This window comes from Acidobacteriota bacterium, from assembly GCA_020853395.1.
Lineage (GTDB): Bacteria > Acidobacteriota > Vicinamibacteria > Vicinamibacterales > SCN-69-37 > JADYYY01.
The window spans coordinates 234134-259981 of sequence record JADYYY010000010.1 but is presented as its reverse complement, the minus strand read 5'-3'; the positions used below and the strand labels follow the sequence as shown (position 1 = coordinate 259981).

Here is a 25848-nt window from a genome sequence, read left to right as displayed (position 1 = left end):
AACCCTGGAGCGGTTGCCCGCTCCAGGGTTTGGTCGTGCCCGAGTCGGAAGAACTAGGACTTCGCGTTCTTCTGCTTGCGGCGGCGGGCCCAGGCGGCCGAGCCGAGGCCGAGGCCGAGCAGGCTCAGGGTCGCCGGCTCCGGCACCGTCGCGTCGTTGAACACGACGCTGAGGTCGCCCGTGACGGTCTGCGTGCCCGACAACTGGAATTCGTCGATGTCACCGTCGACCGTCGTGTGGATCAACAGCGAGGACGGGAAGGTCCAGTAGGTCGCACCGAACGCCGTCAGGGTCGGATCCGAGAACTTGAAGTCGAACGTCCCGGGATCGCCAGGGATGCCAACACCGGAAATCAGGGTCGATGCCGTCAGCACAGCCAGGTCGTCGCCCGTCGTACCACCGGCAGTCGGCATGTTGCCCGCCGTCAGGCCGGTCAGGATACCGTCCAGAAGCGTGTCCTGATCGGGATCCAAGTACAGCGTTACGTTTGCGCTGGTGCCGACGAGGTTTCCGCCCGTGAACGTTCCGGTTGCGGTGAAGAGGGCGTAGATGCCATAACCGCCAATCGAGTTGACCTGCGTCGGGGTCACGAGCGACGTGCCTTCGTTCTTGAAGTACTGACCGAAGGTGGCGTAGGCGCTGACCTTGAACCCGCCCACACCGTCGAAGGTGATGAGCTCGGTGTAGCCACCGTTGAGCTTGTCAGCCACGAAGTTGTTGACGACGGAACCCGGCACCACGCCCTCATGAACGGTGTAGTCCAGGAAGTCCGCGCTTGCCGGCGCGCCAACTGTCAGCAACCCTGCCGCGAGGGCCGATGTCGTAAGAAACTTGCCAAGAGTTTTCGTCATCATTTCAGCGTCTCCGCATCCTCCGAGTCTCAACAAACCTGACCATGAACGGCCTGAGCCAGACGGGGCCAGGCGCTTGTCGCGAATCGGCCCACGTGACGTCGCCCCGAACTGCTGGCGATCGTCCGCGCCCTAATCTAGCAACTCCAATGCCGTCCGAGATCCTCGTCTTTCGTGCCGAGCCCTGTCGTGCCAAGTGACTGATTATCAATCACTTCTCCACCACCACCAGCCCGTGATTCCTCATCGTCCTCAGCCGGAAGTCCACCGTGAGGCTGACTCAAGACGGCGTCTCGTATTTCGCGGCTCGGAGGCGACCAGAGCATGGCGCGCTACTCGGGAAGGTAGGCCGGCAGCTCGCGGAGGAGCACCTCGGCGAACGCCATCCCGGTGCGCTCGGCGTCTTCGGCTGCCGTCCCGGCCGGCAACGGGATCGTCAGCCGGACGATGGCGCCATCGGACCGGTTGTACCGCATCGCATCGGCGACGAGGTAGAACTTGCCCCAGTACTCGCTGGCCACGATCCGGCGGCCGCTCTGGTACCAGTAGTAGACCAACTGGCGGTCCAGGCCTTTCTGGATCACGACCCGGTTCAACGGGATCTGCGTGCCTTCCGGACCGCGAGGATCCGGAACATCGACGATCTGCTGCGTGACGGGCTGCCAACCCGCACCGGGCAGGCAGTTCAGCGGCGAGTGAATCGTGTCGCCCTGCCGCTGGCTGCCCCAGTACCCGACGTACAGCCCGACGCCGCGCCCCTCCCGGACGTACGACCGGAAGAGGTAGTCGTCCGCGCCAAGGACAGCGAGGACCTTCGGATCGATCGCCGGCTGCGCGACGCCCTGCCAGTTACCGAGCCGCATGGGGAAGCTGCTGAATCGCAGGCGAGGCGGCGCGTCTTCCGGCCGGTTGGCTCGCGTCGCGACGCCAGCGGCGGCGAGCAGGACGATGACGACGAGAACGAGACGACGCTGCATGGCCTTCAGGCGACCGACGGCGACCGCAGGGGCGCCAGCCGGAGGATGACCTGCTGGATCGCGAGAATCAGCAGGAACGCCAGGACGAACACGACCCAGCCGGAGAACTCGTGGAAGAACCCCTCGGCCGCGGCCACACCGTAGTAGTGCGCTGCCACGCCCGTGCCGGCGACGCGGGCGGCGTTCGAGACGATGGCCACCGGGATGGCCGACAGCACGATCGCCGCGCGGACCCAGGCGCGCGAATCGGCGAAGTAGCCGAAGACAAGGCCAAGCGTGATGAGCGAAATCAGTGACCGGATGCCGCTGCAGGCTTCCGCGACCTCGAGCGACGTGTTCGCCAGGATCAGCACGTTGCCCTCGCGGAGCACCGGGATGCCGGCCGTTGCCATCGTGACTTCACCGGCCTGAGAGGCGAGCAACTGCAACGGGAACGCGATCTGGTTGAAGATCAGCGCCGGGATGGGAATCATCAACAGCAAGAAGGCGATCGGGAACGCGAGGATCCGCAGGTGCGCCCATCCGAACACGAACAAGACGATGCCGGCGACGATGCCGACGAACGACACGCGGCTGAGGAAGAGCTCCGAGCCGAGCAGGCCGGCGAGCAGCACGCCGACCGAGCCGAGGATGAGGACCATCCCCAGCCATGACGGCCGGCTGGCCGCCGCGGTCAGCCGGCTGCGACGCTCCCAGGCGAAGTACAGCGCGAGCGGCGGGATGAGGAAGCCGTGGGAGTAGTTGCCGTCGTTCGACCAGGCGTGCACGAGCTCGCCGCCGATGCGCCAATAGAGGAGGGCGAGCGCGCCGAGGACGGCGGCAAGTCCGAGAAGAGCCTTCGCGCTGAGCGTCATTCAACCATTCCAGGCGGTGAGGACATCTGGCTCTCAATCAAAAACCCGTGCCGTTCTTCGAGACTTCCGGCGCTGAGTGGCGTAAACTGCTGCTGCGACGGGAGTTCCAACGTGCCAGGACCCTTGGTTTCCGCCGTTACGGTATCAGAGATGCCGCGCGCGGCAGACTTTTGTTTCGGCGCTGAGCCGTGGACATGAATCTGAGGTTTGGCACCGGGCCGGTGGCTCGATCGTCCAGGTCTGCGTTCGGATGGCTCAGCGTTTGCACAGTGATGGACCGCCAGGCGGCGACACGAATCGTCATCGACGCAACGGAGCCAGTACATGTTGCGGCAGAATGGCTTGCGGTCCGATTACCGGCACCGGTCCGTCGCGCCGGCACAGGCGAAGGTTGAATCGTGGCAGAGAATAGTCTCCCAGAAGAGACGTCCAACGCGGTAGAATCCGAGCGCGCCGAAGCCGAGCGCCGTGCCTTCCTGCGCAAGGCTGCGCTCGTCGGCTTGCCGGTCGTCCTCGCGACCGTCCGGCCCCGCGCCGTGTGGGCCGGCGGGCAGCACGGCGGCGGATCCTGCGCCGCGTCCATCCGTCCCTCGAAGACTTGCAAGTAGCCGACAGCCGCACGACCTGGCGCCGCCACGCGACGCCGACCTGGGTCAGATTCGACGACGGCGACGACTGGATCGTCTTCAATCAGGCGTCGGCTGACATCCACCTCGTCGCGCCCATCCTCCATCGCATCTGGTCGCTGATTCCGCCGGAGCAGGGCATCGCGGCCGCCGACCTGATCGCGGCGCTCGGACGTGACCTCGAGATCGACGCGGCGACCGCGACCGAAAACGTCACCCGCGCGCTGGCCTTCCTGGACGAGGCGGGTCTGGTGGCCCCGGCGTTCGGCGGACGCGGTTGACGCGTGGTCGACACGCAGCTCGAGATCGGTCCCTTCCTCGCCCGCGTGCGATCGCCGCTCGCCGCCGTGTCGCGCCATCTGGCGCTGCTCTATCCCGACTACCGCCAGCGGCCAGGCGCCGCCGGCCACTTCGACGTCGTCGTCGCGCCGGGACGAGGCGTGCGGCGGTGGGTCCGCCGGCAGGCGAGGGCGATCCTGCACGGGATCGAGCCGTATCTTCCCGTCCCTGAAGATCTCGCCGGACCATCGATGGAGTGGAGCCTCAACTGGTGCATCGGCACCCGGGCGCATCAGTGGGTGGTCATGCACGCGGCGACGCTCGAGCGCGGCGGCCGGGCGCTCGTGATGCCGGCGCCACCAGGTGCGGGCAAGAGCACGCTCTGCGCCGCGCTGGCGTACTCGCGATGGCGCCTCTTCTCCGACGAGTTCGCACTGCTGCACCCGGTGACCGGCGCGATTCACCCGGCGCCGCGGCCGTTGTCGCTGAAGAACGCCTCAATCGAGATCATCCGCGGCCGGCATCCTGACGTCGCGCTCAGCCCGGAGTGCATCGACATCGAGGGCGCCCGTTTCGTGCACGCGCGGCCACCGGCCGACAGCGTCCGCCGCAGCAGCGAACCTGCTACGCCTGGCTGGCTCGTGCTGCCCCGGTACGTGCCGGGCAGCCCGACGATCTTCGAGCCGCTGCCGAGGGCGCACGCGCTGGCGCGCCTCGCCGATCAGTCCTTCAACTACAACGTCGTCGGCCCGGCCGGCTTTCGGGGGTTGGAGCACCTCGTGCGGGCGTCGGCGTGCTACCGGCTGGAGTACAGTGACCTCGACGACGCGCTGGGACGCTTCGACGAGCTGGCGTGCAGTTGATCCCTTCTTGATTCCCTGATCCGACGATGTCCCGCCTCGACACCGGACCCGACCACGAGCTGCTCGTGCGGGTGCTGCGGTCGCCCGAGATCCTCGCGTCGCTCGTGCCCGAAGAGGTGAGTCGGACGATGGACACCGCCCAGGACGCCCGGTTGCTCGGCTGGTTCGTGAACCAGGCCGAGCGGCTGGATCTCGTGTCGCGCGCGCCGGCGTGGTTGGCCGATCGAATCACGAGCGCGCGCGCACTCGTGACCGAATACGATCGCGCGGTCCGTTGGGAAATCGACCGCCTGCGGCGCGCGCTCGATCCTGAGGGCGTGCCATGGGTGCTGCTGAAGGGTGCGGCGTACCTGACGGCGTCTCTCGCCGCCGGACGCGGGCGGCGCGTCGCCGACATCGACATCCTCGTGCCGGCTGCCGAGCTCGGCCGGACGGAGCGGCTGCTCAACGCACACGGCTGGTCGGCGGGCGAGGTCGACGCCTACGACGATCGGTACTACCGCGAATGGATGCACGAGCTGCCGCCGATGACGCACGAGGCTCGCGGCTCGGTGGTCGACGTCCACCACGCGCTCTTGCCGCGGACGGGGCGCCTGCAGCCGTCTCCGGCGCGGCTGATCGACCGGGCGGTCATGACGAACGGCGCGCGCGTGCTCTGTCCGGCGCACATGGTCCTCCATGCCGCCGCGCACCTGTTCCACGATGGCGAGATCGCCGGGGCGATTCGCGATCTCGTCGATCTGGACGGGTTGCTGCGCGCGTACGGCGCCGATCCGGCTTTCTGGCCGGACCTGGCGCGCGAGGCCGAGGCGCTCGATCTTCGTCGTCCGGCGTACTACGCGATCCGCTACGCCGCGCGCTTCTTCGGCACGCCGATCCCTGACGACGTGCAGCAGCGGATACGGGCCTGGGGACCGCCGCCGGCCGTTCGCCGCACGATGGACACGTTCGTCACCCGCGCGCTGCCAGGGCCGGCCGGCCACGCGTCGTCCACCGCGGCGTTCGCGCTCTACGTCCGGTCGCACTGGCTCCGCATGCCTCCGTTGCAGCTAGCCAGGCACCTCACGCGCAAGGCGTTCCGCGACCGCGTGAGCCATGAGCCGTAAGCGTGCGTTTCAAACTCGGCGAGCGCGGGTCCTGTCGCCGGACAGCCCCGCGTGGTGCTCGGCACAACGCGCGTGATCACGGGTATCGCCTGCGCGCCACGCGGGGCGGCCCCGTCCGGCGCCACCCCCGCCGCGGGAGTTCTGACACGCGCCGTAAGCCATGAGCCCTCTCTATCTCGTCCATCGCCTCCAGGCGTAGTACCGCAGAGCGGCGTGCTCGTAGAGAGCGTCGCGGCTGATCCGGAGCGCGAAATAGGTCGGCACGAACGCGCGCAGGCCCCCGCCGGCGGGTTCGACGTCCGCTGGCGCCACGACGAGCACCGGGCTCAGCCGTTCGGCGCGCATCAGCGCCTCGACACGCGGCGCCTGCAGGCGCGATACGACGACCGCGAGCTGCAGCACCGGCGATGCACGCAGGCGCGACGCGACCCACGCGATCTGCTCGCGCGTCGTGGTCGTCGCGGCATCATGATAGAGACGTGCGCGCGGCACGCCAGCCTGGGCGAGCGCGGCGTGCATCCACGGCTCCCAGCCAAGGGACCAGACTTCGTTCGGCTGCGCCATTAGGTAGACGCGCTGCGCTTCGCGCACGCGGCCGCGCCGATTGTCGCCGTCGAAGACGACGAGCACGTCGATGCGGTCGCCCGCGCGAAGTTCCCGGCCGTGCGGGCGAGGCAGCGCTCCGCTGATGAGCGCGGCGACGGCCGGCAACGCGAGCGCGAGATAGAGCGCCGCGACCGCGACGAACCAGGCCGTGGTCGCCCGTCTCGCGCGCGGAGCGGCGAGCCGGACGATCAGGCCCGCGGCAAGGCAGATGACGAGAAAGGGGATCGACCCAGGCGCATCGATCCACTTGAGCAACGACCAGAGAAGGGCAAAGGGCAGGTGAGGTGCGGTCAGGTTCACGGCGCCAGCAGCGCCTGCAGCGCCTTGACCTCCGGACGCTCGGCCGCCTTCGGGTCCAGCTTCAACGCCTGCGCCAGCTCACGCCGTGCCGTCACCCGAAACCCGAGCGCCTGGTGCATCGTCGCGGCGTGCAGGAGGATCTCGACGCTCTGCGGCGCGGCGGCGGCCGCGCGCTCCATGTACGCGATGCCGCGGTCATCCTGACCGAGCAGATGATGAATCCACCCGATCGTGTCGAGCACGGGTGGGAGCGGAGCGAGCTTCAGCGCGCGCTCGGCGAACGGCAGCGCCTCAGCGGGCCGTTGCTTCTTGTCGGCCAGCGTCCAGGCGAGATCGTTCAACGCGATCACGTTTCCCGGAGCGAGCTCGACGACGCGGCGGAAGCGCTCGATGGACCGGTCGAAGTCGCCGCGCGCACCGTACAGGCTCGCCAGCCGGAGATGCGCGTCGCCGAGCCGTGGCTCGATCGCGGTGGCCGCGACGAGCACCGGCTCGACGTCCGTCGCCTCGCCTTTCACCACCGCGACGTCCAGGCGCAGGAGCATCTTCACGGCCTTCGGATCCAGCGGCTGGCCGAGCGCGGCGATGCGGCGTCGCGTGAAGATCGCCGGCATGTCGCTGTCCGGGTCGACGCCCTCGGCGATGGCGGCCGGGGCGAGCGTGTCGCGACGGAAGGGCGCGCAGAGCGGGTCGCCGATCACGATCGTCTGCCAGCTCAGGAATGGCATCGCCGCGTAGAACGCTTCGGCGAGGTTCAGGCCGGCGACGTAGACGGGGAAGAGCACCTGGGGCCGGACCGTGCCGTCGAGGAACGGCTCGTCGACGTGCGCGGCGACGCCGGTGATGCCGTCGCGAATGAGATCGCCGGCGAGCGATTGGAAGCTGCCGCGGTGGGGCGGGCCACCCGCCGGTCCCGACGGAGACCAGGCCGGCGGCGGCTCGATGAACGTCCGCCCGTCCGTGCTGACGAACGTTCCGCCGATGGCGCCGGGCGCGAACGTCAAGCCGCTTCGCCGCCGCACGTTGCCGACGTCGTTCGATCCCCAGGAGTAATAGCCGAGCACCGGTTGGTCGGTCGCGGCCGGCGCGCGCGTCTCCTCGTGCAGCAGGGCGATGCCGGGAGCGTCCCGGAGGCGCGCCGCGGCCTCGGTGAGCCGCTGATCGCCGCCGCGATCGATCAACGTCGCCTTCTCGTCGAGCACGATCGTGCCGCGCACGGCGGGCGCCGTCGACCGATCGATCAGCCCCTTCACGTCGTCGACGGTGAACCCATCGAGACGTGTCACGAGGTAGATCTCCTGCGCGGTACGCGTGAACGGACGTGCCTCGGACGCTGGCCGGTCATCGAGGAAGTACGGGTTCGGCACACGTCCGATCGCGGGGGGCGGCTGCCCGAGCAGCTTCCGGTAGAGCAGGGTCAGCTCCGAATCGACGCTCGCGACCGTGCCGTCGCGACCGCCGGTGCCCGCGATGCGCAGCGGCACGCCCTTCGTGAGGACGATGTAGAGGACGACGTCCTGGAGCGCTCCGCTCACGAGGAAGCGGCTGACCGGACCTTCGATGGCGCGCTCGTACTCCGTCCGAGACAGCGTCTCGTCCGTGCTCGTCGAGAGGCGGATCATGCGGCTGGCCGGCACCTGCCGCGCCTTCGCGTAGTACTCGCCGACTTCGATCGACGCCGGGCTGTTGCCGTTGACGACGACCAGCACGTTGTCGGCCGACTGGGCGCCGGCGGGCCGCGCGAACGACGCCACGATGGCGAGCGACGTCGCCAGCAGGGTCAAGACACGCCAAGGCACCGCGGCCTCAGCGTGCGCGGCCGGCCGTCGCGCGATGCAGGCCGACGGCGGCCACCGCGGCAGACCCCACACCGAGCGCGGTGCCGAGCGCCGGCGGCAGACCCAGCATGCGAATCCCACCGAGAAGCGCGATGCCATGCACGAGATAGTACTCATAGGTGAAGCCCGATGCGATCGTCGCCGCGACGGGCAGGTGCTGGATCGTGACACGCCGGCAAGCGCCGCGACGACCGAAGCGACGCCGCTCGTCCTGCCGGCCTCGACGGCCGTCCAGTTGTCCGATGTTGAGCCTGGCGATGTCGGTCCACGCTGCCTTGACCGGAAACCGTCGGCGCGTGCTGCGCGGTGACGAGGGCAGCGGCGACCGGGCGGAGGCCGTCCAGGCCGGCCACGCTGGCGCTATCCGTTCTCCGCACGGGTGCGACGGCCTCCCTGGAAACACGAAGCGCCCGTGCCTCCTGATGGAGGCACGAGCGCGAGGTACAGCTAGCGGTGTCGGGCCGCGACGCGGCGGAGGCTACTCGGTCTTCACGCCCGGCCGTTGCCGGCGACGGCGGTTCAGACCAGCCAGCCCGGCCAGGCCGCTGCCGAGCAGGAGCAGCGAGGCCGGCTCGGGCACTGGGCTGCCGGCCCCATTCGCTTGCGTGGTGATGATGAACTGAAAACCCTCGTTGAACAGGTGGCAGTCCGGATCCAGGCCGAACGCGATGTCGCCGCCAGCCGCGATGTAGTTCTTCAGGCTCTCGAGCTGTCCCGACGTGAACGTGTAGGTGTAGTTGACTGGGGTGGTGGAGAAGGAGTAATCCGTCCTCCCGTCGTTCGGCAGCGAGTCCGCCCACCCTTCCTTGACCGTGTAGGTCTTGTCGACGCCGTTGGTCTCGGTATAGGTCGAGTCGGCGTACCGGTCGCCGAGCGGCGTGTTGGCGATCGGCGTGTCGTTCGGATAGGCGCTGCTGCCGAGGAACCTGCGCCCGTCGCTCATGTAGTAGTACTCAGGGTCGGACGTCACGTTGGCGCCGTTCGGATCCATCGCGAAATCGTCTTTGATGTTCCCCTGCGTCGAGTCCGACTCGTCCTGGTACCGGTAAATCGTGCTGTTCAGCGCGCTGACGGTCGTCGAGCCGTTCTGCCGCGTCACCGTGCCGGCTTCGAACGTCGTATAGGGGGACGGTCCGCCCGGCTGGCCGGATTCCAGTATGCCGACGCCGTTGGCGGCCAGCGCCGTCGGCGACAGGATGGTATCGAGCAGGTGCATGAACAGCTTGTTCGGGCCGGTGTCCCAGTTGTAGATGCCGTTGATCTTGATCTGCGCGCCGGTGATCGTCTCGCTACCGATGACCGTGTTCAGCCCCTGGAGGTGCCACGCGTACATGTAGGTGTGGTCCAGGTCGTCGAAGTCGGGATCGGGCGGCACGAACGTCAAGGTCGCTGCGCCTGCCAGTTGCGGCAGACCCAGCAGCGCGGCGAACATCGCCAACGCCAGCTTGCTCCTCAGCTTGCTTCCCACCATGCTCGCGAAACGCCTCACGTCAGCCCCCGGCTTCATCAACGAATACGTCCGCCCGCTATGTAGCAATTCGAGGGCCAGCGGGACCCGCTTCGGCCGGGTGCCAGCCTCGCCAGGTTTTGGGAGCATTTCCGGGCAAACAGCCGGCCGGCCCGCAGGCCGAGCGGCCGATAGGTCGTGAAGGTCGGCCTGCAGGGCGACATTTGTCGGCAGGCCCTCTGGAGCCGTCCGGCGCCGGATGTCGCGTTGGCGGCCAATCGGCCGAGGTCTTCCTGAGCGGTCAGGCCTGCCGCGGAGTGATTCTTGCTAAATTGCCTGGTGATGTCGAGACGCTCGTCCCTCCCGCGCCAGCTCGCCGTGGTGCTGATCGCGCTCGTCGTCCTCGCCGGATGCCGCAGCCCGGAGTCGGCCGCCAAAGCCTATCTGACCAATGGCGATCGGTTCTTCGCCGAACGGAAGTTCGCCGAGGCCGTCATCGAGTATCGCAACGCGATTCAGCGCGTGCCGACGATGTCCGAGGCGCACTTCAAGCTTGGCGAGGCCCTCGCCGCGCAAAGCGACGTCGTCGGCGCGCTCGGGGCCTACGTGCGCGCGGCCGACCTCAATCCCGAGTTGCTCGACGCGCAGCTCAAGGCGGCCGACCTGCTCCTGCTCGCGCGACGCTATGACGATGCGCGCATCCGGCTTCGGGCCGTGCTGAGCAAGCAGCCCGATCACAGCCAGGCGCTGATGATGCTCGGCGCGGCGATGGCGGGGCTCGGCAGCCTCGACGAAGCGCTCGCGGCGAACCGGCGTGCCATCGCTCTCGATCCGAAACGAGCCGGCACCTACATCAACCTGGGGGCGTTCCAGTACAAGCAGGGGCAGCGCAAAGAGGCGGAGTCGACGCTGAAGGCCGCGATCGCAGCCGAGCCGAAGTCCGTGACCGCCCACGTGGCGCTCGGCGACTACTACGCGCTCGAGAACCGGCTCGCCGACGCCGAGCGCACCTACAAAGACGCGCTCGCGCTCGACCCTGCCAATCTGGAGGCCAACCGCGCCGTCTCGGAGTTCTATCTGACGACGGGCCGGCTGCGAGAGGCCGAGCCGTACCTCGCGCGAGTCGCCGAGAAGAGCCGGCGGCGCGAGGATATCTTCGCGCTCGTCGACTACTACATGGCGACCGGCCGCCGACCGGTTGCGCTCCGGATCCTGCAGGGTCTGCGGGCGCGGCCGGAGAGCTACGCGGACGCGACGGTCAAGATGGCGCTGCTGGCGACGATCGATCGCCGGCCGGCGCAGGCCATGCGCCTGCTCGACGAGGTGCTGGCGAAGCAGCCGACGAACGCGAACGCGCTCGCGCTGAAGACGCACGTGCTGCTCGGCAACCGCCGCCGCGTGGAAGCGCTCCAGACGGCGGAAGCCGCCGTGAAGGCGGATCCGAAGTCCGAAGCCGCCCAGTTCGCGCACGCCGCGGCCGCCCGCGCCATGGGCCAGCGCGAGGATGCGAAGAACGCGTACCTCGAGGCGGTCAAGCTGAACCCGCGGTCGGCGGAGGCGCTGATCGAGTTGGCGCAGCTCCATCTCGACCAGAATCTCGTCGACACGGCGCTGCAGTACGCGGATCAGGCCGTCCGCGTGAGCCCGGACCTGGTCGAGGCGAAGCTGATGCGCGTTCGGGTCATGGCGAACTCGTCGGCGCTCCACGAAGAGGCGGCGCGCGAGGTCGCCCTGCTGCTGACTCGATATCCCAAATCGCCCGAGGTGAAGTACGAGGCAGGCCTCGCGGCGCTCAGCCGCGGCGACACGGCCGCGGCGTATCGCTACTTCGAGCACGCGCGGCAGCTCGCGCCCGACTACACCCGGCCGCTCATCGAGCTCATCAAGCTCGACCTCAAAGCGGCCCGGCCGGCGCTCGCCCGGCAACGCGCAGACGACGAGCTGCGCAAGGCACCCGACTCGATCGAGCTGCTGCTCATCGCGGGGAACACCCACGCGATGGTGGATCCCTCGGCCGCCGAGCGGCTGCTGCGCAAGGTGCTCGAGCTCGACGCCTCGAACATCACCGCGTACCAATCGCTCGCGACGCTGTTCCTGGCGCAGGGACGGTTGGACAAGGCCCGCCAGGAATTCGTGCACCTCACCGAGCAGCAGCCGACCAACGTGGCGCCGCCCACGATGGTCGGGATCATCTGCGAAGCGCAACGCGATCCCGCGCAGGCCGAGCAGTGGTACCAGCGCGCGCTCAAGATCAACGGCCGCGCCGCGGCCGCCGCCAACAACCTGGCCTGGATGTACGCCGAGCAGGGCCGCAATCTCGAGGCGGCCGTCGAGCTGGCCCAGATCGCCCGCGGGGAGCTGCCGCGGCAGGCCGAGGTGATCGACACGCTCGGCTGGGCCTACCTTCGGAAAGGGCTGATCGCGCAGGCCGTGCGGACGCTGCAGGACGCCGTGAACCAGGCGCCCGACGTCGCGCTGTATCACTATCACCTCGGCCTGGCGTACGCGCAGACGGGCGAGGACGCGCGCGCCCGCATCTCGCTCCAACAGGCGCTCAAGCTCGATCCGAAGTTCTCGAACGCGGTCGATGCCCAGCGTGCGTTGGCGAAGCTTCTGTACTGATCCGATTCGCGGAGGCCGGGACGCCTCCGCCCGCCGCCGCGTTCCTCACGCGCCTGCGGCTGACGCGCGCCCTGACTAGGCCGGTCGCGGCCTGTTCACCTCCGCTCGTCGAGGGGCGTCTGTCCGGGACTGCCGTGCCGTGTCGTCGAGCCAGCGCTCGAGCACCCACACGGCCCAGAGCGCGTAGCTCTCGTCGGCTTTGCCGGCCACGTGGTCGTCGAAGAGGGCCGCCAGCGCGCGCGTGTCGACGTGCGCGGCGACGCGTGCGTTCGGCGACAGCACCTCGCTCCGAAACAGCTCGGCGTGAGGACCGCGGATCCACGCGCCGATCGGGACGGTGAACCCGCGCTTCGGCAGCCGCCAGATTCCGCCCGGCAGCCGGTCACGCGCGATCGCGCGCAGGAGAGCCTTGCCCTCGCGGCCGACCTGCTTGCGCGAGGCCGGAATCCGGAACGCCAGCTCGACGACGCGGCGGTCGAGCAGGGGAGAACGGACTTCGAGACTGTGCGCCATGCTCATCCGGTCCACCTTCACCAGCGGATCGTTCGGCATGTACACCTTCAGGTCCGCGTACTCGGCACGCTGCAGCAGATCGGCGGAGGGGCAGCGCCGGAACGGTTCGGTGACGGCGTCGAAGACCGGGCTCGCGCGCGGATCGGGATCGGGCGCGCCTCCGAGCAACGCGCGCGTGCGATCGGGTTTCAGGAACGCGAGGTCGGCGTAATAGGCCGCCGCCGGATCGCGCGTGAGGTTCTCGAGCAGCGTGCCGGCGCGCAGCGCTCGCGGCACGCGTGGGCCGCGCGGCCACCGGCGTCCGAGCCAGCCCGCGGCCGGCAGCATGGCGGCCGGGAGCCAGCGACGCGCGGCCGCTTCCATGGCCAGCGGCACGTAACGGAAGTCGTACCCCGCGAACGTCTCGTCGCCGCCGTCGCCGCTCAGCGCGACGGTGACGTGCCGCCGCGCGGACCGCGAGACGTACCACGTGGGTATCGCCGAGGAGTCGGCGAGCGGCTCGCCGAGACCTCTCGTCACCGGACCGAGGACGTCGTCGAGCGTCGGCTCGACCTCGTCGGCGTAGTGCCGGCTGCGGACGTGCGCGGCCGTCAGCGACGCCGCCTCGAGCTCGTTGTGCGCGCGGTCGCCGAAGCCCACCGTCGCGGTGACCAATCGGTCGCCGAGCGCCTCCGCCATGTAGGACACGACCAGCCCCGAGTCGATGCCGCCGCTGAGAAAGGCGCCGAGCGGCACCTCGCTCTCGAGCCGATCGTGGACGGCGGCCCGCAGGGTCGAATCGATCTCGCGCAGCAGCTCGACGTCGGGCCGGTGATCGGTGTCGAACTCGCGCACGTCCCAGTACTGCCGCGTCTCGAGACGGCCGTTGGCCAGACGGAGCCAGTGGCCGGGCTCGAGCTTGAAGACGTTCCGATAGATCGTCCGCGGCGCGATGAAGTACCCGAGCGAGAGATAGCCCTCGAGCGCCGCGAGATCGAGGGCGCCGCGCCAGCGCGGCGACGCGGTCAGCGCCGGCAGCTCGCTCGCGAAGTGGAACGTGCCGTCGTCGACGAAGTAGAAGAGCGGCTTCTTGCCGAGCCGGTCGCGCGCGGCGAACAGCTCGTGGCGGCGTCCGTCGTAGATGGCGAACGCGAACATGCCATCGAGGTGATCCACGCACGACGGACCGAACTGCTCGTAGGCGTGCACGATGGTCTCGGTGTCGCTCGACGAGCGATAGCGGTGTCCGAGGCCCTCGAGCCGCGCGCGCAGCGCCTTGTGGTTGTAGATTTCGCCGTTGAAGACGACCCAGATGGAGTCGTCTTCGTTGGCCATCGGCTGATGGCCGCCCGCGCGGTCGATGATCGCCAGCCGCCGGTGTCCCAGCGCCGCTGCCGGCGCGTCATGGAACCCGTCGCCATCGGGTCCGCGGTGCGCCATCGCCCCGTTCATCGTGCGCAGCGCCGCCCGCAGCTCGGGCGACAACGGCGCGCCGTCAACCGAATACAGTCCGGAGATGCCGCACATCGTCAGGCGCCGGGCTCAGCACGCATGTTCACGACTCAGAACTCACCACGCAGACTCACGGCTCACGATCTCCCACTTGCCGACGCGCTCCCCACCGTTTCGTACACGGCGCGGTACTCGTCCACCATGCGCTCGATGGTGAAGCGGCGCGCGACCCGGTCGCGCGCGGCGCGGCCGATCGATGCGCGGTGTGCCGCGTCGCCCGCCAGTTCCAGGAGGGCGGCGCCGAGCGCGTGCGGATCGCGGGCCGGCACGAGACGGCCGCACGTCTCGTCGATGATCTCGGGTGTGCCGCCCACGCGCGTCGCGACGATCGGCAGCGCCGCCGCCATCGCCTCGAGAATCGTCAGCGACACGCCTTCGCTCACCGAGGAGTTGACGTAGATATCACACCCCTCCAGCCATCGCCGCGCATCGTCACGCTTGCCGAGGAACACCGTCCATCGCGCGACGTCCAGCTCGGCCGCGAGCCGTTCGAGCGCCGAACGCTCGGGACCGTCGCCGACGATGACGAGGCGGAGCGGGCGCGCGCGGGCGACAGCGGCCGACGCGTGAAGCAGCGTCGCGAGATCCTTGACCGGATCGAGGCGCGCGATCGTGCCGATGATCAGCGTATCGTGCGACACGCCGAGCGACGCCCGCACGTCGTGGCGCACGTCCGCGGCCGCCGGCGCGCCCACCTCGACGCCGTTGTAGATGACGCCCACGCGATCGGCGCGAAAGCCTTCGGCCACGAGATGCCGCTTGACGTCTTCCGACACGGCGTAGACGCGATCGGCGAGCCCACCGATCGCCTGATTGGCCAGCCGGCGCTTGGTCGAAGGCGGGGCATCCGACAGGCGCCCGTGTTCGGTGAAGACGACGGCGAGAGCGGGCTGCCAGGGACGAGCGAGCGCGCTGTACACGAACGGCGAGTACTGGTGCGCGTGCACGACGGTCGCGCCGTGCATCCTCGCGGCAGCCGCGACCTTCCGGCCCAGCAACGGGTGAAACCCCGGCGCGCGGCCGAGCGCCGTGACGACGATCCCCCGGTCGACGAGCCGTTGGGCCCAGGCGCCGGGCTCGTCGAGGCAGCAGACGGCGGCGGGCATGTCCGCATGGAGCCGCTGGACCAGCTCGAGGACGAGCTGCTCGGTGCCGCCAGGGTGAAGGCTGAGAAGGACGTGCAGGAGACGGGGAACGGGAGCCTCTTGGCGTCCCTATGTATCACGGGTCGAGCGTCTGACAGTCGAGGCAGCACGCGATTGCAGGCCGATCCGAGCCGGAAGCCAGTCGGCTCGACATGGATCCGCTTCGACGGCGGCAGCAGGTTCGACTGCGCCGCCCGTGACCCATGAGGGCTCGAGCGGCGTTCCGTTCACGCCAGCTCCCGGACGCGTTGGTCCTGGAACCAGACGTTGAGGGCGAGGTTCACGTAGGCTGCGCTGGCTCCGATCGGCACCTGCAGCGTCGCGAGGACATCGTCGAGGCCGGACAACCCGAGTTGGATCCAGCGCCACTGGCCGTCGTCGAGGACGCTGAACACCTGCAGGCGCCACGAGCCGGCGCCCATCACCGTGACTTCGGCGCCGTCGAGCTCGTGAAACAGCTCGTCGGCCGGCGTCGCGCTGCCGAAACCGCTGGCCCAGGCTCGGACGTCCGGCCGCCAGGCCGGGAGCGCCGGCCGCGACGTCGGGCCGTACGGGGACAATGCGGCGTCTTCCCATTCCTTGCTTGCCATGTTTGCGCGAACCTGCAATTGGCCCGCCAGATCGTCGTTCGGCAGATTCCCCATACGGCGAGGGCGACCCTGCTGAAATCCCACAGATTTGGTGCTTGCGCCGCGACCTTCTTACATCGTTCCGGCGCGCCGTCCGATCGGAAGTCCGCGAATCAGCAGACTTGCGGGCCGCGAGAGCGCGATTCTGTAATGACTTACAATGCCTCCCGCATGCGGCTGCGATTGTTTCCGCGCGACGAGCAGTTCTTCGATCTGTACAACCAGATGGCGGGCGAGATTCGGGCGGCTGCCGAGCTGCTCGAGCGGCTGCTGGCGGCCGACCCGCCCGACATCACGATCGTGTCGCGGATCCGCGATGCCGAGCACCGGTGCGACACCATGACGCACGACGCGATCCAGCGGCTGCACCGCACGTTCGTGACGCCGTTCGACCGCGAGGATCTCTACGGCCTGGCCACGACGCTCGACACGGTGATGGACGCCATCGACCATGCGGCGTCGCTCGTGGAGCTCTACCGCATCAAGACGGTGCGGCGCGGCGCGCGCGACCTGGCGCACACGGTGTCGGCGTCCGGCGTGCACCTCGCCGGGGCGCTGCAGGCGCTGGCGACCAAGAAGCCGGTGCACCCGCACTCGGTCGAGATCAACCGTCTCGAGAACGAGGCCGACCGCATCTACTGGGAAGCCGTCCGGGGCCTGTTCGACAGCGAGACCGATCCCATCCTGATCATCAAATGGAAAGAGCTGTACGACGCGCTCGAGGTCATCACCGACACCTGTGAAGACGTCGCCAACGTGATCGAAGGCGTCGTGGTCAAGCACGGTTAGCCGCGTGTCTGTCGCGTTCACGACCATCGGCCTGATCATCCTGGTCGCGCTGGTCTTCGACTACATCAACGGGTTCCACGACGCCGCCAACTCGATCGCGACGGTGGTCTCGACACGCGTCCTCTCGCCCGGGCTCGCGGTGTTGTGGGCCGCCTTCTTCAACTTCGCCGCTGCCGCGGTCGTGGGCACGGCGGTGGCGACGACGGTCGGCACCGGCATGGTCCAGTTGTCGGTCGTCACCTACTCGGTGATTCTCGCGGGCTTGATCGGCGCGATCATCTGGAACCTGATCACGTGGTACTTCGGCCTGCCGACGAGCTCGTCGCATGCGCTGTTCGGCGGCTATGCCGGCGCGGCGGTCGCCAAGGCCGGGTTCGGCGCGATCATCGCGTCCGGCTGGACGAAAGTCCTCATCTTCATCGTGCTCGCGCCGCTCATCGGGATGACGGTCGGGCTGGTGCTGATGCTCGCCATCATGTGGCTGTTCCACGACACGCCGCCGAGCCGCGTGGACGGCTGGTTCCGGCGCCTGCAACTGCTCTCCGCGGCGGCCTACAGCCTGATGCACGGCGCGAACGACGCGCAGAAGACGATGGGCATCATCTCGGGCGCGCTGTTCACCGGCGGGTACATCACGACGTTCCACGTGCCCGTCTGGGTCGAGGTCGTCTCCTACACCGCGATCAGCCTCGGCACGCTGAGCGGCGGGTGGCGGATCATCCGCACGATGGGATCGCGGATCACGAAGCTGCAGCCGGTGGGCGGGTTCGCCGCCGAGACCGGCGCGGCGGTCGCGATCTACACGGCGACGGCCCTCGGCGTCGGCATCAGCACGACCCACACCATCACCGGCGCCATCATCGGCGTCGGCGCGACCAAGCGGCTGAGCGCCGTACGCTGGGGCGTGGCGCAACAGATCGTCTGGGCCTGGGTTCTGACGATTCCGGCCTCGGCCACGATCGGCGCGCTGACCTACCAGGTGGTGCGGCTCATCGTCGCCTGAGGCTCGTCCCTGCGCCCTCCGCGCCGATATACTGAGCGGTCCGGGACAGCCGAGGACGCCATGAGCCATTCCAGATTTGCCTGTTTCTTCCTGGCGCTGATGCTGGCGGCCGCCTCCTGCGGTCCGTCGGTGGACGAACACGTGAAGCGCGCCGACGAGTACGTCTCGCAGTCGCGGTTCAGCGAAGCGGAGATCGAGTACCGGGCGGCCCTGCAGGGCGATCCCAACCGGGGCGAAGTCCGGCTGAAGCTGGCCGACGTCTACATGAAGCTCCAGCAGCCGTCGAAAGCGCTCGGCGAGTACGTGCGCGCGGCGGACTTGCTGCCCGACAACCGCACGGCCCAGCGGCAGGCCGGGATCCTGCTCCTCGCGGCCGGCCAGTTCGAAGACGCGAAGACGCGCGCCGAGAAGGCGCTGGCGCTCGACCCGAAAGACGTGGACGCCCAGATCCTGCTCGGCAACGCGCTCGGCATGCTCCGCGACTTCGACGGCGCGCTGCGCGAGTACCAGGAAGCGCTCGTGCTGAGCCCGGCCGACGACCGCGCCTACCGCAACATGGCGGCGATTCAGATCGCCCAGGGGCGTGCGACCGAGGCCGAGGCTGCGTTCCGGAAAGCCGTCGACGTCGCCCCCAAATCGCTCGAGGCACGCCTGGCACTCGCCGGCTTCTACTGGGCGACGGCCAGGACGGCCGACGCCGAGCGCGCGTTCAAGGACGCGCTCGCCCTCGATCCGGCGAACGTGGCGGCCAACCGGGCGCTCGGCACGTTCTACGTCGGATCGAACCGCGTGCCCGAGGCCGAGCCGTACTTCAAGGCGATCGCCGCGGCCGCGAAGACTCCCGCCGCGCAGGTGGGCTTGGCGGACTACTACGTCATCGCCGGGCGGCGTGAGGACGCCCGGACGATTCTCCGGACCCTGACCGCCGATCCGGCCGGCTTCCGGGACGCGACGGTCCGGCTCGCGGCGATGGACCTCGACGACGGGCAGCGCGCGGCAGCCGAGCAGAAGCTGCGCGACGTGCTCGCCAAAGAGCCAACCGACCAGCCCGTGCAGCTCTTTCTCGCCCGGCTGCTGCTCATTCAGGGCAAACGCGACGAGAGCCTCGCCCTGGGCCAGGCCATCGTCGCGCACGACGCCGAAGGGCCGGCGGCCGCTGGCGCGTACGCGCTCATCGGCACGATTCAGGCCGCGCTCGATCGCCCCGAGGAGGCCATCAAGTCGTTCAACGAAGCGCTCAAGCGCGATCGGCGGCCGGTGGGGGCGCTCGTCGCGCTGGCGCGCCTGCACCGATCCCGTGGCGAGCTGGATCGAGCCGCGTCGTTCGCGCGTGACGCGCTCAAGCTCGCGCCCGGCGCCGCCGGCGCGCGCGTCGAGCTCGTGCGCGTGCTGATCGGGCAGCGGCGGCTCGCGGAAGCCCGCACGGAGCTGGCAGCGCTCCAGAAAGCGTTTCCGAACGCGCCGCCCGTGTTGACGCTGCTCGGCACGCAGCAGTTCGCCGAGCGGCAGTTCGCGGCGGCGCGCGCGTCGTTCGCCAAAGCGGCGGCCGTCGCCCCCGACGATCTCGATGCGCTCGGCGGCCTCATCCTCGTGGATCTCGCCACGGCGCGCACGGCCGACGCCACCACCCGCGTCGACACCGCCATCAAGAGCCTGCCACCGAACGGGGCCCTCTACGTGCTGGCGGCGCGCGCGTATCTGGCGGTGCGCAATGCCGGCAAGGCGGAGGAGCTGCTCCGCAAGGCGATCGAGATCGATCCCACCCGCCTGGCTGCCTACAACCTGCTCGGCTTGATCTACATCCAGGAGCGCCGGCTCGATGCGGCGGAGCGCAACTTCCGGGAAATCACCACGCGCAATCCGTCATCGGTCCCCGCGCACACGATGCTCGCGATGATCCTCGATGCTCAGCAGCGCACGGCCGACGCCGAAGCGCAGTACCGCCGCGTGCTGGCGCTCGATCCCGAAGCGCCCATCGCGGCGAACAACCTCGCCTGGATCTACGTGAGCGGGAACCGCAACGTCAGCGAGGCCGCCGAGCTGTCGCGGCTGGCGAGCCGCCGCCTGCCCGAGGAGCCCAACATCGCGGACACGCTCGGGTGGATCCTCTACAAGCAGGGCCAGTACCGGGAAGCCATCACCCAACTGGAGCGCAGCGTGGCGGCCGATCCGAATCCCGTCAATCAGTACCACGTCGGCATGGCGTACACGGCGTCGGGCGAGCCGGACAAGGCACGAAAGGCGCTGGAGGCGTCGCTCGCCGCCAAGGCGCCGTTCGACGGCGCCGACGAGGCGCGCAAGACCCTGGCGTCACTGCCGAAGTAGGCCGGTCTCTCCGGCGGCGCGGCCGCGCAAGTCCTTCAGCGTCGGATGCCGCCGGTCGCGCTCCGAGATGATCGGATTGCGAACCGGCCACGCGATGCCGAGATCGGGATCGTTCCAGAGCAGGCCGCGCTCCGACGCCGGGTCGTACACATCCGAGCACTGGTACTCCAGCTCCGCCGCGTCCGACAGCACGCAGAAGCCGTGCGCGAATCCGACCGGGATGTAGAGCTGCAGGAAGTTGTCCGCGCTCACGTGGACGCCGACCCACTGGCCGAACGTGGGCGAGTGCGGGCGGATATCGACCGCCACGTCGAAGACGGCGCCGACGACGACGCGGATGAGCTTGGCCTGAGGATGAGCGCCGTCCTGCCAGTGCAACCCGCGCAGCGTGTTCCGCACCGAGCGCGACTGGTTCGCCTGGACGAAGGTCACGTCGATCCCCGCGGCGCGGTACCGCGCGGCCTGATAGGTTTCGAGGAAGAAGCCCCGCGCATCGCGGTGCACGGCCGGCTCGATGAGCAGCACCTCGGGAAGCGCCGTTGGCGTCACGTTCACAGGAGTGTGCCGGGGGCCTCGCTCTCCGCGAGACGAATGAGGTACTGGCCGTAGCCGTTGGTCCGCATCGGCTCGGCCAGCGCCAGCAGTTGATCCTGCGCGATGTAGCCGAGCCGGTACGCGATTTCCTCGACGCAGCAGATCATCAGCGACTGCCGCTCCTCGATGGTCTCGACGAAGTGCGAGGCCTGGAGCAGTGACTCGTGCGTGCCGGTGTCGAGCCAGGCCACGCCGCGTCCCAGCCGCTCGACGTGCAGTTGGCCGCGGTCGAGATAGTGGCGGTTCACGTCGGTGATCTCCAGCTCGCCGCGCGCGGAGGGCCGCAGGCCGGCCGCGATGTCGAGCACGGCGTTGTCGTAGAAGTACAGGCCGGTGACGGCGTAGGACGACCGCGGCGCCGCCGGCTTCTCTTCGATGCTGATCGGCTGGCCGTGCTCGTCGAACGCCACGACCCCGTAGCGCTGCGGGTCGCGGACCGGGTAGCCGAACACGGTCGCGCCCTCCTCGCGGCGGGCGGCCGCGCGAACCAGCTCCGTGAACCCCTCGCCGAAGAACAGGTTGTCGCCGAGCGCCAGCGCGACGCGATCGTCGCCGACGAACTCGCGCCCGAGCACGAACGCCTGCGCCAGGCCTTCGGGCGCCGGCTGCACCGTGTAGCAGAACCGCATCCCCAGTTGCGAGCCGTCGCCCAGCAACCGCCTGAACGCCGACGCGTCGTCGGGCGTCGTGATGAACAGCACGTCCCGCATGCCGGCGAGCATCAGCGTCGCCAGCGGGTAGTAGATCATCGGCTTGTTGTAGATGGGGATGAGCTGCTTGCAGACGCCGCGCGTCACCGGATACAGCCGCGTCCCGCTCCCGCCCGCGAGGACAATGCCTTTCATCGGGTACGACAGGTACGACGGGTACGATGGGTACGACAGGTCCAAGGAACTGTGATGCTTGTCATCTTTTCCTTATTCTCCATGCTCAGCGAATCTCAAGGACGATGATTGGCGATAGCCCCGGCGTCGGACTGTCGTACCTGTCGCACCCGTCGTACCCGAACGATGACCCGCGAAGCTCGTTCTTTGGACCTGTCGTACCGGTCGTACCTGTCGTCCCCGTCGTACCTGAACGATGGCCAGCGAAGCTCGTTCCTTGGACCCGTCGTACCGGTCGTACCTGTCGTCCCCGTCGTATCTGAACGATGACCCGCGAAGCTCCTACCTTGGACCCGTCGTACCTGTCGTACCCGTGCTCTCCAGTGTCACCGTGAACACGGCGCCGCCGCCGTCGCGGTTCGCCGCGGTCACTGTACCACCGTGCAACCCGACGAGATGGCGCACGATCGACAGGCCGAGGCCCGTGCCGCCGGGGTCTCGTGTGCGCGATCGATCGACCCGATAGAACCGCTCGAACACCCTCGAGAGATCGGCCTCCGGAATGCCCGGGCCGCGATCCGCGACGCTGATGACCGTCGCGCCGGCATCCCGCGTGGCGCGGACGTCGATGACGCTGCCCGGTGGGCCGTAATTCGAGGCGTTCTCGATCAGATTGCGGAGCACGTCGCCCAGCTTGGCGGCGTCGGCCGTCACGACCGTGGCATCCGCCGCGACATCGATGCGGACCTGCTGCTCCCGGCTCGACACCGATGCGTGCAGATCGCGCGCGACGCCGGCGATGAGCCCGTCGAGACGGCACGCCTCGCGGGTGATGGTTTCCTGGCCGGCGTCGAGACGCGCGAGCCGGAGCAGATCCCGCACGAGCCGCTCCATCCGCTGCGTCTGGCGGGTGATCATCTCGACGAACGCCTGCGACTCCGGCGCGATCCGGCCGTCGTCGATCAGCGCTTCGGCGGCGCCGCGGATCGCCGTGAGCGGCGTGCGAAGCTCGTGCGACACGTTGGCGACGAAGTCGCGCCGCACCTGGTCGGCCTGGCGCAGCCTCGTGATGTCGTGCAGCACGAGCACGGCGCCGCCGCCCCGCTCGCGGGCCACGGGCACGACGTGCGCCACGAACACCCGTCGCGCGTCCACGCCGTCGAGCTGCACCTCGACGGGCGCCGCGTCGCCGCCGTCGAGCACTGCGGCGACCGCTCGCGCGATCTCCGGCTGGCGGACGACCTCGAGGTACGGCCGGCCCTCGGCGGCATCCGGCAGCCGCAACATCGAACGCACGGCCGGGTTGGTCAGCACCAGCCGTCCGGCGCCGTTGAAGAGGATCACCCCTTCGACCATGCCGGCCAGTAGCGCGGCCATGTGCGCGCGCTCGCGTTCGATCTCCGTCAGCCGCGCGCCCAGCTCGCGCGCGGTGGTATCGAGCGCGTTGGCGACGATGCCGATCTCGTCGCGGGCGTGATCGCGGGCGGGGCGGCTGAAGTCGCCCGCCTTGTAGCGCGCGGCGGCCTCCGCGACGGCCCGCAGCCGCCGGTGCAGGAGCACCGACGCGAGCCCGGTGAGCACCACCGCCGCTGCGAGCCCGGCGCCGAATCCGAGCACCCCCAGCCGCCGGACGGCGGCCACGCGCGCGTCGATCGCGGTGAGCGGCAGGGCGATCCGCACGAACGCGACCGGCCCGCCGTGTACCGCCACCGCCGCATAGCGCGTCTCGACGCCCGTCGTGTGGCTCGTGCGCGACGCCAGGCCCTCGCCCGCCCGCCCCGCGGCGACGATCTCCTCGCGCGACGCGTGATTCTCGAGCGTCGCGAGCGCATCGCGCGCCACCTCCGAGTCGCCGACGACCGCGCCATCGGCCGCGATGAACGTCACGCGCTCGCCGAGCAGCGCGCCGATGGCATCCGCCTCCCGGTCGGGATCGTCGAGGGCAGCCCGGCCGAGCAGCGATGCCGCGAGCTGCGCCTGGTTGAGCAGCCCGCGATCCACGTCCTCCTTCATGAACTGCGGCACGGCGCGTTCGACGAGCAGCATCGACAGGCCGAGCGCCAGCGCCGTCGAGATCAGGGCGCTGAGGAACGTGCGCGTGCGGAACGTCACGGCGCCGCCGGCTCCTCGAGCTTGTAGCCGAACTGCTTCACGGTCACGAGCGCGCCGGCCAGCCACGGGATCTTCTCGCGCAGGCGCCGCACGTGCACGTCCACGGTCCGCGTGCCGCCGGTGTACTGATAGCCCCACACGTCCGACAGCAGCAGATCGCGCGACAGCACCCGGCCGCGATGCTCGAGTAGGTACCGCAGCAGCAGGAACTCCTTGGCCGTCAGCCGGACCGGCTGGCCGTCGGCGAGCACCTGATGGCCGTCGAGATCGATCGCGAGCGGGCCGTGAGCGAGCCATCGCCGGGCCGCCGGTGCCGCCGGCCGGTCCGCACGATCCGCTCGGCGCAGCAGCGCCGCCACGCGAGCGACGAGCTCCTTCGGGCTGAACGGCTTGACGACGTAGTCGTCGGCGCCCAGCTCGAGCCCGCGGACGCGATCGGCCTCTTCCCCGCGCGCCGTCAGCATGATGATCGGCAGCCCAGCCGTGGCGGCATCCTGGCGGAGCGCCTGGCAGACGAGCGTGCCGTCCATGCCCGGCAGCATCAGATCCAGCACCACCAGATCCGGCCGGGCGTCGTGCGCCGCGCTCAACGCGTCCCGCCCCGACGCGACGTGCTGGACCGAGTGTCCGGCGCGCTCGAGATGGTGACGGATCACGGTCGCGATGTCGGGGTCGTCTTCGACGACGAGGACGCGGGGCATCAGGATCGCCCCATCGCTTCGAGCACGGCCCCGCGCCGGTAGAGCAGCAGGCCCGTCGCGAGCACCGCCAGGAGGATGCCGTTCGTCGCCATCACGGTCGAAGTGGACAGCCGATCCGCGAGCGCGCCGGCTGCCAGCCCCCCGATCGGACCGCCGCCTCGCAGCGCGACCATGTAGATGCTCACCACCCGCCCACGCAGCGTGTCGGGCACTGCGAGCTGCACGATCGAGAAGCTGATCGAGAACAGCGCCATGAAGAAGATTCCCCCGAGGAACAGCAGCCCGAGGCTGAGCGGAAGCGACGAGGAGAGCGCGAACGAGCAGATCAGCAGGCCCAGGCCGATCTGGACGCCGAGCAGCAGCCGGCCCATGTGCGGCGTCGTGCCGATGGTGCCGACGATGATCGCGCCGACGATCGCGCCGAGCCCCTGGGCGGCCATCAGCATCGACAGCCGTGATTCCGGCGTGCCGGCCGTCGTCAGCACCTCCGCGGCGAACGCCGGCAGCATCGTGAGAATCGGCATCGCGAGAAACGTGCTGATCGCGACGAGCACGGTGAGCGTCCGGACGAGCGGCGTCTCGCGCACGTACTGCAGGCCGCTCTTCAGCTCGGCCGAGATTGCGCGGCGCGTCTCGGGCGGCGTGTGCGCGGGCAGGTGCAGCGCGGCGAGCGCCAGGACGACGAAGAAGAACGACAGGCCGTTGACGGCGAAGCACCAGGCCGTGCCGATCGTCGCGAGAATCACGGCGCCGGTGCTGGGGCCGAGCACGCGCGACAGGTTGAACTGCGTGGAGTTCAGCGCGATGGCGTTCGGCAGATCGCGGCGAGGCACGAGCGCCGGAATCAGGGACTGATAGGCCGGCCCGCCGAACGCCTGGCCGCATCCGGCAATGAACGAGAGCAGGAAGATCAGCGCGACGTGCACGTAGCCCGTCCAGACGAGGATGGCCAGCGCGAAGGCGGAGCAGGCCTGCACGTACTGCGAGCCGGTCAAGAGCTTCCGGCGGTCGTGCCGATCGGCGACGACGCCCCCGATCAGCATGAAGAGCAGGATCGGCAACTGGCTGAGGAAGTCGTCGAGCCCGAGGTAGAACTTCGACTGGGTCAGGTCGTAAATCAGCAGGCTCTGGGCGAACTTCTGCATCCAGGTGCCGATGGTCGAGCCGAGCGCCGCGAACCAGAGCAGCCGGTAGTTGCGATGGGTCAGCGCCCCTGCCACCCGTTCCAGCCAGGGGCGGGGGTCGTCGGAGGCGGAGGCAGCATCGGCGGCCGGCGATGACACGGGGAAAGTCTACAAAGGGCAGAGGGCAAAGGGCAGAGGGCAAAGGGAAAGGGCAAAGGTAAAGGCAAAA

22 protein-coding genes are annotated in these 25848 nt (G+C 69.3%); 8 read left to right on the top strand and 14 right to left on the bottom strand.

Features of this window, described 5'->3' with window-relative positions:
• Nucleotides 1-53: 53 nt before the first annotated feature.
• The 3 genes from pepA to xrt all read right to left on the bottom strand — a co-directional run bounded on the left by pepA (nucleotide 54) and on the right by xrt (nucleotide 2682).
• Nucleotides 54-854 carry a flocculation-associated PEP-CTERM protein PepA gene (gene pepA, locus IT184_09770; protein MCC7009092.1) on the bottom strand — a complete coding sequence of 267 codons (801 nt, stop codon included), beginning with the start codon at nucleotides 852-854 and terminating at the stop codon, nucleotides 54-56.
• Between the two features lie 329 nt (nucleotides 855-1183).
• Nucleotides 1184-1828, bottom strand: coding sequence for an EpsI family protein (locus tag IT184_09765; GenBank protein MCC7009091.1), 645 nt, complete (start codon nucleotides 1826-1828; stop codon nucleotides 1184-1186).
• 5 nt (nucleotides 1829-1833) lie between these two features.
• Nucleotides 1834-2682: an exosortase gene (gene xrt / locus IT184_09760; protein ID MCC7009090.1), complete on the bottom strand. Its 849-nt coding sequence runs from the start codon at nucleotides 2680-2682 to the stop codon at nucleotides 1834-1836.
• Nucleotides 2683-3080: 398 nt separating this feature from the next.
• Between xrt and IT184_09755 the strand changes: the two genes are divergently transcribed.
• The 4 genes from IT184_09755 to IT184_09740 are packed head-to-tail and all read left to right on the top strand — an operon-like array spanning nucleotide 3081 to nucleotide 5556.
• Nucleotides 3081-3290 (top strand): hypothetical protein, encoded by a 210-nt coding sequence (locus IT184_09755; protein MCC7009089.1) that lies wholly within the window; start codon nucleotides 3081-3083, stop codon nucleotides 3288-3290.
• The gene (locus IT184_09750; protein MCC7009088.1) at nucleotides 3281-3589 is read left to right on the top strand and encodes an HPr-rel-A system PqqD family peptide chaperone; all 309 of its coding nucleotides are present in this window, start codon (nucleotides 3281-3283) and stop codon (nucleotides 3587-3589) included. The genes IT184_09755 and IT184_09750 overlap by 10 nt, the downstream gene beginning before the upstream one ends.
• A gap of 3 nt (nucleotides 3590-3592) precedes the next feature.
• A complete protein-coding gene (locus tag IT184_09745; GenBank protein MCC7009087.1) occupies nucleotides 3593-4450 on the top strand; it encodes an HprK-related kinase A in 858 nt (285 codons plus the stop codon).
• A 26-nt stretch (nucleotides 4451-4476) separates the two neighbouring features.
• Nucleotides 4477-5556: a nucleotidyltransferase family protein gene (locus IT184_09740; GenBank protein ID MCC7009086.1), complete on the top strand. Its 1080-nt coding sequence runs from the start codon at nucleotides 4477-4479 to the stop codon at nucleotides 5554-5556.
• 171 nt (nucleotides 5557-5727) lie between these two features.
• On the opposite strand, the gene IT184_09735 is transcribed toward IT184_09740, so the two are convergent.
• The 3 genes from IT184_09735 to IT184_09725 all read right to left on the bottom strand — a co-directional run bounded on the left by IT184_09735 (nucleotide 5728) and on the right by IT184_09725 (nucleotide 9516).
• Nucleotides 5728-6462 (bottom strand): hypothetical protein, encoded by a 735-nt coding sequence (locus IT184_09735; GenBank protein MCC7009085.1) that lies wholly within the window; start codon nucleotides 6460-6462, stop codon nucleotides 5728-5730.
• Nucleotides 6459-8261: a TIGR03790 family protein gene (locus tag IT184_09730; GenBank protein ID MCC7009084.1), complete on the bottom strand. Its 1803-nt coding sequence runs from the start codon at nucleotides 8259-8261 to the stop codon at nucleotides 6459-6461. Before IT184_09730 ends, IT184_09735 begins: the two co-directional genes overlap by 4 nt.
• Before the next feature lie 517 nt (nucleotides 8262-8778).
• The gene (locus tag IT184_09725; protein ID MCC7009083.1) at nucleotides 8779-9516 is read right to left on the bottom strand and encodes a VPLPA-CTERM sorting domain-containing protein; all 738 of its coding nucleotides are present in this window, start codon (nucleotides 9514-9516) and stop codon (nucleotides 8779-8781) included.
• A gap of 573 nt (nucleotides 9517-10089) precedes the next feature.
• Here IT184_09725 and IT184_09720 point away from each other — a divergent pair.
• On the top strand, nucleotides 10090-12369 hold the full coding sequence (locus IT184_09720) for a tetratricopeptide repeat protein (protein MCC7009082.1): 2280 nt from the start codon (nucleotides 10090-10092) through the stop codon (nucleotides 12367-12369).
• A 75-nt stretch (nucleotides 12370-12444) separates the two neighbouring features.
• Here IT184_09720 and asnB read toward each other — a convergent pair whose 3' ends face one another.
• The 3 genes from asnB to IT184_09705 all read right to left on the bottom strand — a co-directional run bounded on the left by asnB (nucleotide 12445) and on the right by IT184_09705 (nucleotide 16108).
• Nucleotides 12445-14388: an asparagine synthase (glutamine-hydrolyzing) gene (gene asnB, locus IT184_09715; protein ID MCC7009081.1), complete on the bottom strand. Its 1944-nt coding sequence runs from the start codon at nucleotides 14386-14388 to the stop codon at nucleotides 12445-12447.
• 62 nt (nucleotides 14389-14450) lie between these two features.
• Complete coding sequence (locus IT184_09710; protein MCC7009080.1) at nucleotides 14451-15479, bottom strand: glycosyltransferase; 1029 nt, start codon at nucleotides 15477-15479, stop codon at nucleotides 14451-14453.
• Nucleotides 15480-15745: 266 nt separating this feature from the next.
• Complete coding sequence (locus tag IT184_09705) at nucleotides 15746-16108, bottom strand: hypothetical protein (GenBank protein MCC7009079.1); 363 nt, start codon at nucleotides 16106-16108, stop codon at nucleotides 15746-15748.
• 210 nt (nucleotides 16109-16318) lie between these two features.
• Between IT184_09705 and IT184_09700 the strand changes: the two genes are divergently transcribed.
• From IT184_09700 to IT184_09690, 3 genes are read left to right on the top strand one after another with little or no spacing between them, the layout of a single operon-like run.
• Nucleotides 16319-16936, top strand: coding sequence for a DUF47 domain-containing protein (locus IT184_09700; protein ID MCC7009078.1), 618 nt, complete (start codon nucleotides 16319-16321; stop codon nucleotides 16934-16936).
• A gap of 34 nt (nucleotides 16937-16970) precedes the next feature.
• A complete protein-coding gene (locus tag IT184_09695; protein ID MCC7009077.1) occupies nucleotides 16971-17939 on the top strand; it encodes an inorganic phosphate transporter in 969 nt (322 codons plus the stop codon).
• Nucleotides 17940-17999: 60 nt separating this feature from the next.
• The gene (locus IT184_09690; protein ID MCC7009076.1) at nucleotides 18000-20264 is read left to right on the top strand and encodes a tetratricopeptide repeat protein; all 2265 of its coding nucleotides are present in this window, start codon (nucleotides 18000-18002) and stop codon (nucleotides 20262-20264) included.
• On the opposite strand, the gene rfbC is transcribed toward IT184_09690, so the two are convergent.
• The 5 genes from rfbC to IT184_09665 form a co-directional block, all read right to left on the bottom strand.
• Nucleotides 20250-20819 carry a dTDP-4-dehydrorhamnose 3,5-epimerase gene (gene rfbC, locus IT184_09685; GenBank protein MCC7009075.1) on the bottom strand — a complete coding sequence of 190 codons (570 nt, stop codon included), beginning with the start codon at nucleotides 20817-20819 and terminating at the stop codon, nucleotides 20250-20252. The two genes, IT184_09690 and rfbC, sit on opposite strands and share 15 nt — an antisense overlap.
• A complete protein-coding gene (gene rfbA / locus IT184_09680; protein ID MCC7009074.1) occupies nucleotides 20816-21703 on the bottom strand; it encodes a glucose-1-phosphate thymidylyltransferase RfbA in 888 nt (295 codons plus the stop codon). The genes rfbC and rfbA overlap by 4 nt, the downstream gene beginning before the upstream one ends.
• Nucleotides 21704-22024: 321 nt before the next feature.
• Nucleotides 22025-23794: a PAS domain-containing protein gene (locus IT184_09675; protein ID MCC7009073.1), complete on the bottom strand. Its 1770-nt coding sequence runs from the start codon at nucleotides 23792-23794 to the stop codon at nucleotides 22025-22027.
• Complete coding sequence (locus tag IT184_09670) at nucleotides 23791-24495, bottom strand: response regulator transcription factor (GenBank protein ID MCC7009072.1); 705 nt, start codon at nucleotides 24493-24495, stop codon at nucleotides 23791-23793. The genes IT184_09675 and IT184_09670 overlap by 4 nt, the downstream gene beginning before the upstream one ends.
• Entirely contained in the window at nucleotides 24495-25778 is a 1284-nt protein-coding gene (locus tag IT184_09665; GenBank protein ID MCC7009071.1) for an MFS transporter, read from the bottom strand. The genes IT184_09670 and IT184_09665 overlap by 1 nt, the downstream gene beginning before the upstream one ends.
• Between the last annotated feature and the right edge of the window lie 70 nt (nucleotides 25779-25848).

Bases quoted from the DNA above. Each gene is read 5' to 3' on its own strand.
- pepA (MCC7009092.1), bottom strand. From the start codon at position 854: ATGATGACGAAAACTCTTGGCAAGTTTCTTACGACATCGGCCCTCGCG.
- IT184_09765 (MCC7009091.1), bottom strand. From the start codon at position 1,828: ATGCAGCGTCGTCTCGTTCTCGTCGTCATCGTCCTGCTCGCCGCCGCT.
- xrt (MCC7009090.1), bottom strand. From the start codon at position 2,682: ATGACGCTCAGCGCGAAGGCTCTTCTCGGACTTGCCGCCGTCCTCGGC.
- IT184_09740 (MCC7009086.1), top strand. From the start codon at position 4,477: ATGTCCCGCCTCGACACCGGACCCGACCACGAGCTGCTCGTGCGGGTG.
- IT184_09725 (MCC7009083.1), bottom strand. From the start codon at position 9,516: ATGCACCTGCTCGATACCATCCTGTCGCCGACGGCGCTGGCCGCCAAC.
- IT184_09720 (MCC7009082.1), top strand. From the start codon at position 10,090: ATGTCGAGACGCTCGTCCCTCCCGCGCCAGCTCGCCGTGGTGCTGATC.
- asnB (MCC7009081.1), bottom strand. From the start codon at position 14,388: ATGTGCGGCATCTCCGGACTGTATTCGGTTGACGGCGCGCCGTTGTCG.
- IT184_09710 (MCC7009080.1), bottom strand. From the start codon at position 15,479: ATGCCCGCCGCCGTCTGCTGCCTCGACGAGCCCGGCGCCTGGGCCCAA.
- IT184_09705 (MCC7009079.1), bottom strand. From the start codon at position 16,108: ATGGCAAGCAAGGAATGGGAAGACGCCGCATTGTCCCCGTACGGCCCG.
- IT184_09700 (MCC7009078.1), top strand. From the start codon at position 16,319: ATGCGGCTGCGATTGTTTCCGCGCGACGAGCAGTTCTTCGATCTGTAC.
- IT184_09690 (MCC7009076.1), top strand. From the start codon at position 18,000: ATGAGCCATTCCAGATTTGCCTGTTTCTTCCTGGCGCTGATGCTGGCG.
- rfbA (MCC7009074.1), bottom strand. From the start codon at position 21,703: ATGAAAGGCATTGTCCTCGCGGGCGGGAGCGGGACGCGGCTGTATCCG.
- IT184_09670 (MCC7009072.1), bottom strand. From the start codon at position 24,495: ATGCCCCGCGTCCTCGTCGTCGAAGACGACCCCGACATCGCGACCGTG.